We start from the raw sequence: 8,640 nt of genomic DNA, 5'->3' as shown, positions 1-8,640 counted from the left end.
CACCCATTGGGTGAAAGAATGGTTTTGGCTTAACGATTATAAATACTTGCTTAAAGGGTTATATGAGTAGATTGCACGTAGAATCTAGGTATACAATAACTTTATCATGTCAAAAGTGATTTTAAAGGTCGAAGATTGTCGTATGTGTTACAAATATGTTAATAGTTTACATAACATAATTTTTGATGAAAAAGCGCCGGTTTGGAAATTTAGGATCTGGTTTCCAAACCGGCACTCGTGTTATTTAGTACTTAAACGGCTGAACATCAAAGGACATGGATCTCAAATAATTGACCACGCCATCCGCATTCACCGGATCATAATAATCGATGTAAGCTCCAATGGTATAGAACTCACATACCCTGAACTCAAATGGATCCTCCCCCGGTTCAAAGACCGGTGTAATCCAGGCCAGGAAATGATCGCTGTCAGCACTGATTTCTGTCATGGTGATGACGCTTTCGAATTGGTCGTAGGAAAACATCAGAACCTCCGCCGTCTCAACGACGTTTGGATCTGTGTTGAGATCCGGATCTATCAGATAAAGCTCAATGGGAACGTAAGCATAGTGCGTTTTGCCCTCCGGCAGGAGCATAAGGATTTCTGCGGTGTGGGTTGGTTTTGCCTCAGGTACCTGTGGCTGAGGGTCTTCAGTTTGCGGCTCTTCCGGCAACGGATCTACGGGCTGTGGATTTTCGGGCTGAGGATCCGTTGGCTGCGGGTCTTCCGGTTGTGGGACTGGATCCGGCTGAGGCGCTTCAATCACTGGCTCAACAGGTTCTGCAGGCTCTTCCGGCGTTTCGGCTGGTTCTGTATCAGCCGGAGGCTCAGAGACAACCGGAGGCTCAGTAGTGACAGGAGGTTCCGGTTGTGGGGTTTGGTCCGGATCAGGTTCAGGCTGTGGTTCAGGCTGTGGCTCCGGTACGGTGACTACCGGCTCTCCCAGTGGCGCCGGTGTTGGCACTACGGCCGTCAATCCCTCTCTCATCCACTGCAGCTGAGATTTTGCCACCAGACAGATGGCTTCGGCATAAGTAAGCCACTGGCGGCTTTTAAAGGAACCATCTGGGAAGCCTTTGAAGATCCCCTTCTGAGTCATGCCTAGAACGGATTCAAGGGCCCACTTCGGAATATCCGGCTGATCAGTATAAAGCTGCTGTGCCAGGATCCTTTCAGCTTTCATTAAATGATGAAGGTAGAACGCACCTTCCATTCTTGTGACATAGAGGGTTGCGGCAGCTTCGTGGTTTTCACCGCTCCCCGCAGGGATTTCAAAGGCTTCAAGACCCTCAAAGCTGTTCTGAATGAGGATTTCAAAAGCCCCCCGCGTCATAGGCGCGTCCAGCAGACCAAGGGACTCGAATTCATCAATCAAAGGGTGCCATTCCTGTGTTATGCCAGGTGACTGCTTGACCCAGTGCGTCGACTGTGCGGCGCTTGCGGCTAAACTTGTACTGAAAGAGGCGCTTCCAAAAATCAAGATTAAACTTAACAGCATGGACAATAGGTTTCTCGTTTTGTTTTGACGGCTAGCCTTCATGTAGTGCCACTCCTTCTGCGATGATTGCTAAAGTGGTTGTTGTTTACATTACTGTGTGCCCGTCTCAATTGTCATTTGAAGCGCTCTTTTATACCCAACCGGTACTGGATTGACGCTGGATCACCTCCCTGGATCCGAAGTCGCAGTCGTTGACATAAAACTGGGATAAATTTCCTTCCCAAAAGGATTGTATCTAAAAATATACACTGTGTAAAGAAGTTTTTAGGGATTTACTATTATTTTATCCTTATATTTACATAACATTTAATGGAAATTTTTAAGAGATTTCATAAGGGTTTCCAAGTCTCTTAAGGAGGGGTAACAATGTACCGTCCGCCTTGTGTCAAAAGGGGGTCTGATGGTACACTATAAGCATTGTGAGGTGGCAGATTATGCGAAGAAGCTTAAAATTTAAAAGTTATAGAACAATTGGTATCGCTATGCTGTTGGCGCTGATGCTGACTGTTCCCTTTGGAATGAGCAGCGTTTGGGCGGACAGCGCCAGTGATGAGGGTGCGGTGTCTGACACAGGGACCATCGGCGAAATCTCTGAAGAAGTGCAGTTAGAGGAAGACATGGCGGAAGTGCCTGAGGTGGACGAGGACTATATTACGCACTCCGAGAAAGCCCGGGTGCTGTCTGTAGTGGAGCGGACCCCTGCTCCGGAGGAGCAAATTACGCTGGAGCAAACGGTGCAGCTGGAGATCCTGACGGGGAAATTCAAGGGTCAGATTACGGAGACCATCAATGTTCTCAGCGGCAACTCGATTTATGAGCTGCCGGTGTCAGAGGGCGACAAGGTCATGGTGCACATTGAGGAGTACCCGGACTCAGGGGATTATGTGGTCTATGTCTCGGACTATGTGCGGGATACCTACATTTACTGGCTGGGCGGATTCTTTCTGCTGTGTGTGCTGGCCATTGGACGGATGCAGGGTCTGAAAACCATTGTGACCCTGGGGATCACCATGACCCTGGTTTACAAGGTGCTGCTGCCGGCGCTGCTGGCGGGGTACAGCCCTATTTTGATTACGGTGGGTATTGCGATAGTCATCAACATTGTGACTTACCTGGTGATCAGTGGGTTTCAGCGTAAAAGCTACGCGGCTATTATTGGGGCGTCACTGGGGGTTATTATTGCGGGGGTTCTGGCCTATACGGTGGGCTCCATGGTGCGGCTGACCGGACTGTCCGGGGAGGAAGCCGGGATGCTGCTGTACATCCCACAAGGGACGGTGTTCAACTTTAAAGAGCTCATGTTTTCCGGGATTTTGCTGGGCGCCCTTGGGGCGGTTATGGACGTGGCTATGTCGATTTCCTCTGCCATTGACGAGGTGCACAGGGCGAATCCTCTTCTGAAAAGCAAGGCACTGTTCGCGGCGGGTATGACCGTGGGCAAGGACATTATGGGGACTATGAGCAATACGTTGATCCTGGCTTATACAGGGAGCTCCATTCCCCTGCTGCTGATCTTTATGGCTTATGACACGCCGCTGGCGAGGATTATCAACCTGGATCTGATTGCCACGGAGATTGTTAGGTCTCTGGCGGGGACCATTGGGCTGGTGCTCACGATTCCAATCACGGCGGTGATTGCGGTGGGGATGAAGGGGAAGTAGATAGAAAATCAAAGCGCCCCACACTTATTCAGCTGGAGTACGCTGAATGAGTGTGGGGCGCTTGGTTTTTTGGGTTCTATAATAAATGTTGGGGTGGGTAATTCCTCCCCAGCATTATTTTTTTCAAAAAATAATGCACTTATATCTTTTGCTCCTTAAAATGTTGTTGCTGAGACAAACATTTAGAAAGGGGCTTGGATATAAGTGCACTCTCATTTTACCAGCAAACTCTTGAATTTAAAAGATTGCTTTGTCTATAAGATATCTCATTCTGAAACCGCTGTGAAAATATCAATCTCAACAAAACCCAGACCGTCTACCTGTCCCATCTGCGGCAAGGTGACCACCAAGGTACACGACTATCGAAACCAGGTCCTAAAAGACCTGCCCCTTATGACCAAGAACACGATCCTGCTCCTTCGAAAGCGCCGGTATGTCTGCTCTTGCGGCAAGCGGTTCTATGAGTCCTACGAGTTCCTTCCCAAGTACAGAAGAATGACCAATCGTTTAGCGGCTTACATTGTCCACGAGCTTAGAAATGCCATTCCAATGGCCGCTGTTGCTGACAAGGCAAATGTCTCGGCACACACCGTTTCAAGGGTCTTCCGTATGATTCAGTATGACAGACCAAGCTCCCTTCCCAAAGTGCTGGCCATTGATGAATTCAAGGGCAACGCCGGAAGCGAAAAGTACCAGTGCATTCTTGTGGATCCGAAAAAGAGAGCCGTCCTGGACATCCTTCCAGACCGAAGACAGAATCACCTGATTGACTATTTTAAGAGTTATTCCAAGCATGAGCGTTTGAAGGTGCAGTTCTTTGTGTGTGACATGTGGAAACCTTATGCGGATCTCGCCAGAACGTTTTTTCCCAATGCCTCCATTGTTGTCGACAAGTATCACTTCATCAGACAAGTCTCCTGGGCCATTGAAAATGTCCGTAAGCGCATCCAAAAGACGATGATCCCGGCATTGAGAAAATACTTCAAGCGAAGCCGAAGTCTGATTTTAAAGCGAACTGAAAAGTTGAAGCCCCATGAAAAAGAGCAACTGGATATCATGCTGCTGTATAGCGATGACCTAAGACAGGCCTACAAGCTCAAGGAAGCATTTTACGCTATTTGCCAACATGAACGTTACTCTGTCCAGAGAAAAGCCTTCTATGACTGGATCCAATATGCCGAACAAGTGCGATTGCCAGAATTCAACGCCTGTATCACTGCTTTTCGGAACTGGAGCAAAGAGATTCTGAATGCCTTCAAATATGGATACACCAATGGCTGCACAGAAGGTTTCAACAACAAGATCAAGGTTCTGAAACGTGTGAGCTATGGTGTGAGAGACTTTGACCGCTTTAGAAATAGGATTCTGCACATTTGCTCTTAGCTTGAATCTCTTTCCGGTAACCGCTGGTTCTTTTTGTCATGCCATGAATTCTTAAAATCTAACTTCATAACTATAATACCCTCAAAACAACGAAGGAGCAGGGATTCGAGGAATCCCCACCCCAACTATTGACTTAGAGCCGTTTTTTGATGTGAAGAGAAATACGATTTCGAAGACATACTGTAATGTGGTGAAAATATTCATACTTCATAAGTCCTTATTAAAAAGATCACTCAAACTGAGCTCTTTATAATTGGTTAGACTTTTATAAGTTTTTATAGCGTCCATAATTTGTTCTACACCTTCAAACTCACAAATAAAGCGGCCTTTAGACTTGATATTCTTAATTCCGTATTCAGCTTGGCAAAATTCACTGGGCTTGTTTTTTGACTTATGCTTTCTTGAATAACGTCCGTAATCTCCATTTTTGATAACGATCAGAATTTCAATTTCTGGTCTTGTGATAATATTAAAGACTTTATCTTCATAGCGATCTTCATAGACAGCATCCAATTTGAACTTCTCATTCTTTGAGTCGACAATTCTAATTATGATGACAGGTTTTTCAAAGTATAAACTCAAGAACTCTTCTTGAATCTTCTTAACAGCTCTCGTACGGGTGATTTTCTCAAAAAGCAGATCCTGTCTTTTGAATATCAGAAGATCGTTCTCAAGCAAATAGTTTATTAAGTCTTCTTCTGCCCTTCCCTCGCATATACAAAGAACATAATACTGCCCACTTATGAATTCACCAATTTGCATAATAGCTCCCTCACGTCTTTAATGAGTTCATAACTCGGCGAAGTGCCGTCGATATAATTCGACAACAGAATTTCACTTTTCTTTATATCATTTCTATTTACTATTTCTGAATACCTGATGACTTTACTGACGAAGTCCTGATCTCTTACAAGTACGTAAATATTGTCTTTTCTATCAATCACATCTATAATCTCAGAATAGTGCGTCGAGAAAATGAGAGTCGCTCCGAACCTGTTGATCTCCTCGTCTGTAAAAAGACCTATCAGAATCTGGACAAGTTTTTTTTGTATATGATTCTCAATTTCATCAATGATTAAATAACCACCGGATTTCATGACTAATGCAATTGTAAAAATAAGATTGCTTCCTTTTATTGTGCCGGAAGACAAATAATTTTCAGTTTCAAAAATGTTGGTTGTATACTGTTTATCTTTATTCTTAAATTTGATCTCACATTCTTCATTGTTTGACTTAATAAATTCGATGCTGTTATCAAACAAATTGACAAAGGGCATGATGTCATTCCCTCTATTATGGTAAATATTGATATTCGTCGCGCTAATGGTATCTCTATAAATGACATCGTTTCGAGTATAGATCGATACGATACTGTCTTGTGGTTTTAAAAAGTTATTTTTGTTATTTGTTACATCACTTCTTCTTAAAAGGATTTTCTCAAATTCATTGACGCTTTCCTTATTTCTTACTTCCGATTTAACTTTTGAATAAACAATCTCATCTTTGAAATAATACTTATTGTCCTGCAATTGGTCCTGTATGCCTATAGTTGAGATCAATCGATAAAAAATATCTTCATTATAAAAGTCAACTTTCATGATCGTTCCATCATTAATAACGCCACTAATAGGGCCAATATCATCAAGTCCTGCGTTATGAATTACTATTTTAAATGCCAGTCTAAGAAGTTTTAAAAGTGAGGTTTTGCCTGAAGCATTTGGACCTGTTACGGCCACTACATTCTGTGAGTAAATTGACCTATATATATTGGCAACTTGACTGGATTCAGTCACTCTATCCGCGGCAGTTAAATCGATTGTAAACCCTTTTTCAAAGATTCCAATGTTTTCAAATTCAATTTTAAGCAGCTTCATAGTCTCACCTCCAATTTAATTATATCACTCGAATTGCTATTGTAAACACAAAATCTGTTTATGTTTGCAATTTTATAATTTTATAATGCAAAGAGAGGCAGCGTATAGAGGATGACTCTTTTTGACATTACATCGAATATCTTGGGATGGTGTGCGTTGGAGGAACCATCGGCAAAAACATTATTGCTTTAAATTAAACATAATCTCCCCATACCGCCCGGTAGCCATCTCCGAAGGATCACCCATCTTGCAGAACTTGAGTTTTGCCAGCTTTGCATGTGGGCGTTCAACAATCAGCTGACCTTTGTCGACCAGCTTTCCGCGGAGGGCATCCAGCATCTCGAGAAAACGGGGATCATGCTTAGCTGCTTTATAGTAAGAAAGGACGTAAGTGGTATAGAACATGTTGTAGCGGAGGAAGGGATATTCAACTTTCATATACTGCGCGCCTATGCCAAGATGGCAGGGTCCCGTTGGGACGCGGACAGTCCAGTGATCCAGAAGTTTGCGCCGTTGTCGTGCCGGATGGAAAGGTAGTCGTCGAGATCTTGCGTGTACATAGACTCACCTCTTGGATGGATTCGGGTTTTGATTTGTTAAGTACTATTAATATAGTTTCCCTCCATAAAAGGGAAGGTCAAACAGACTTGAAAGAATGCAATTTTGTGATAGAATTATATTAACTACTTACGAGTAGTCAACTCATGAGTAGTCAACTTATGAGTAGTTATGTGACCATCGAAGCAATTCTTGAAGGGGCTGAGCCACTTGTTTATTGGAAGGACAAACGAATTAACGAAGCTTGAAAAGCTATACAAAACAAATAAATTCGAATTCATGATAATGTTTGGACGCCGCAGAATTGGTAAAACAAGGTTGTTAACCGAATTCATCAAAAATAAAGAGGCCATCTTCTTCTCCGCAGAGGAGAATAATGACAAACTAAACTTGTCAAAATTTACAGATGCCATTAGAGAACACTATCCGCAATTTAAGTATATCCCCGACTTCGATAAATGGGATCACGCTTTTAAGTTCATCGCTGAAATTGCTTCAGATCAAAGGATCGTTGTCGTTATTGATGAGCTGCCCTATATTGCCCAAAGTAATCCAAGCTTTTTATCGACGCTTCAGCATGTGATTGATCATACCCTTTCAAAAACAAATTTGTTCTTGATAGCATGCGGTTCATCGATCAGTTTCATTGAAAATGAAGTCATTTCAGAGAAGAGTCCGCTTTTCGGGAGAAAAACCGCTCAGATGCATGTACAACCTCTCGATTATTTTGACGCCGCGAAGTTTTTCCCGAATTACACCTATGAAGACAAGGTCAAGACTTATTGTCTCTTAGGCGGCATCCCCCAGTATCTGAATAAATTTGATGCTTCACTAAGTCTGCCAGAAAATATTATTGAACACATTTTGGATACCAGTGCCTATTTATATGATGAACCAAAAAATCTCATGCATCAGGAGCTTCGTGTGCCCGCAGTTTATAATGCAATCATTGAAGCCATTTCATCAGGCGCAACAAAACTCAATGAAATCTCGACAAAGAGCGGTGAAGACAGCCGCAAATTATCAAAATACATTTTGCATTTGGTAGACCTCCATATCTTAAAAAAAGAATTTCCAATCACTAATGAAAAATTTAAAAATACGATTTACAGAGTGAATGACTTATTGTTTAAATTCATCTATAGGTTTGTCTATCCTAATAAAAGTTTGATCGAACGCGACAAAAGCCGTTATGTTTATGAGGAGAAAATACTCCCTGAACTCAGTACATTCTTAGGAAGCGCCTTTGAAACTGTTTGCATGGAATATTTACTGCGAATGGACCATCAGTCCAAATTGCCATTCACCATTGAAAACATTGGCCGATGGTGGGGAAACAATCCCATTAAGCAAAAGCAGGATGAAATTGATTTAATTGCCCTTGGAAGAGATGCCGTCATCTTTGGCGAGTGCAAATTCAAAAATGACCTAATGGACGTAAAAGCGTTAAATTTGCTGGTAGAAAGAAGTCTTATGTTTGCGCACGAAAATAAATATTATTATCTGTTCTCGAAAAGTGGTTTCACGAAGCAACTGATTGAAAAGAGCAAAGAACAATCCAATATTAGGTTGATTCAATTGGACAATCTGTTTTTGGATGTGGTGGAAAGTTGAAAATTTTTGAATGACTTAAATGTTATAATGGATTTTTTCAAATAAAGGCCCA

The 8,640-nt window shown here is 42.6% G+C and carries 7 protein-coding genes; 3 read left to right on the top strand and 4 right to left on the bottom strand.

Features of this window, described 5'->3' with window-relative positions; translation table 11 throughout:
- Positions 1-244: 244 nt before the first annotated feature.
- Positions 245-1,540: an S-layer homology domain-containing protein gene (locus OEL90_RS10075; protein ID WP_300688320.1), complete on the bottom strand. Its 1,296-nt coding sequence runs from the start codon at positions 1,538-1,540 to the stop codon at positions 245-247.
- A gap of 392 nt (positions 1,541-1,932) precedes the next feature.
- Here OEL90_RS10075 and OEL90_RS10070 point away from each other — a divergent pair, with 392 nt between their 5' ends.
- Positions 1,933-3,159, top strand: a complete 1,227-nt coding sequence (locus OEL90_RS10070; RefSeq protein WP_300688318.1) for a YibE/F family protein — start codon at positions 1,933-1,935, stop codon at positions 3,157-3,159.
- A gap of 204 nt (positions 3,160-3,363) precedes the next feature.
- Positions 3,364-4,542: an ISL3 family transposase gene (locus OEL90_RS10065; protein ID WP_300688316.1), complete on the top strand. Its 1,179-nt coding sequence runs from the start codon at positions 3,364-3,366 to the stop codon at positions 4,540-4,542.
- A gap of 207 nt (positions 4,543-4,749) precedes the next feature.
- Here the strand turns inward: OEL90_RS10065 and OEL90_RS10060 are convergent, their stop codons facing one another.
- The 3 genes from OEL90_RS10060 to OEL90_RS10050 form a co-directional block, all read right to left on the bottom strand.
- Positions 4,750-5,304, bottom strand: coding sequence for a hypothetical protein (locus OEL90_RS10060; RefSeq protein ID WP_291399915.1), 555 nt, complete (start codon positions 5,302-5,304; stop codon positions 4,750-4,752).
- Entirely contained in the window at positions 5,283-6,416 is a 1,134-nt protein-coding gene (locus tag OEL90_RS10055; protein ID WP_291399913.1) for an AAA family ATPase, read from the bottom strand. The genes OEL90_RS10060 and OEL90_RS10055 overlap by 22 nt, the downstream gene beginning before the upstream one ends.
- 180 nt (positions 6,417-6,596) lie before the next feature.
- Complete coding sequence (locus OEL90_RS10050; RefSeq protein WP_291399911.1) at positions 6,597-6,854, bottom strand: hypothetical protein; 258 nt, start codon at positions 6,852-6,854, stop codon at positions 6,597-6,599.
- Between the two features lie 330 nt (positions 6,855-7,184).
- On the opposite strand from OEL90_RS10050, the gene OEL90_RS10045 reads away from it, so the two are divergent.
- Positions 7,185-8,588, top strand: coding sequence for an ATP-binding protein (locus OEL90_RS10045; RefSeq protein WP_300688311.1), 1,404 nt, complete (start codon positions 7,185-7,187; stop codon positions 8,586-8,588).
- Positions 8,589-8,640: the final 52 nt, after the last annotated feature.

It is taken from the genome of Acidaminobacter sp., assembly GCF_030247605.1.
In the GTDB taxonomy this organism is placed as follows: domain Bacteria; phylum Bacillota; class Clostridia; order Peptostreptococcales; family Acidaminobacteraceae; genus Acidaminobacter.
The sequence above is the reverse complement of the archived record's forward strand: the minus strand, read 5'-3'. Positions and strand labels throughout refer to the sequence as shown.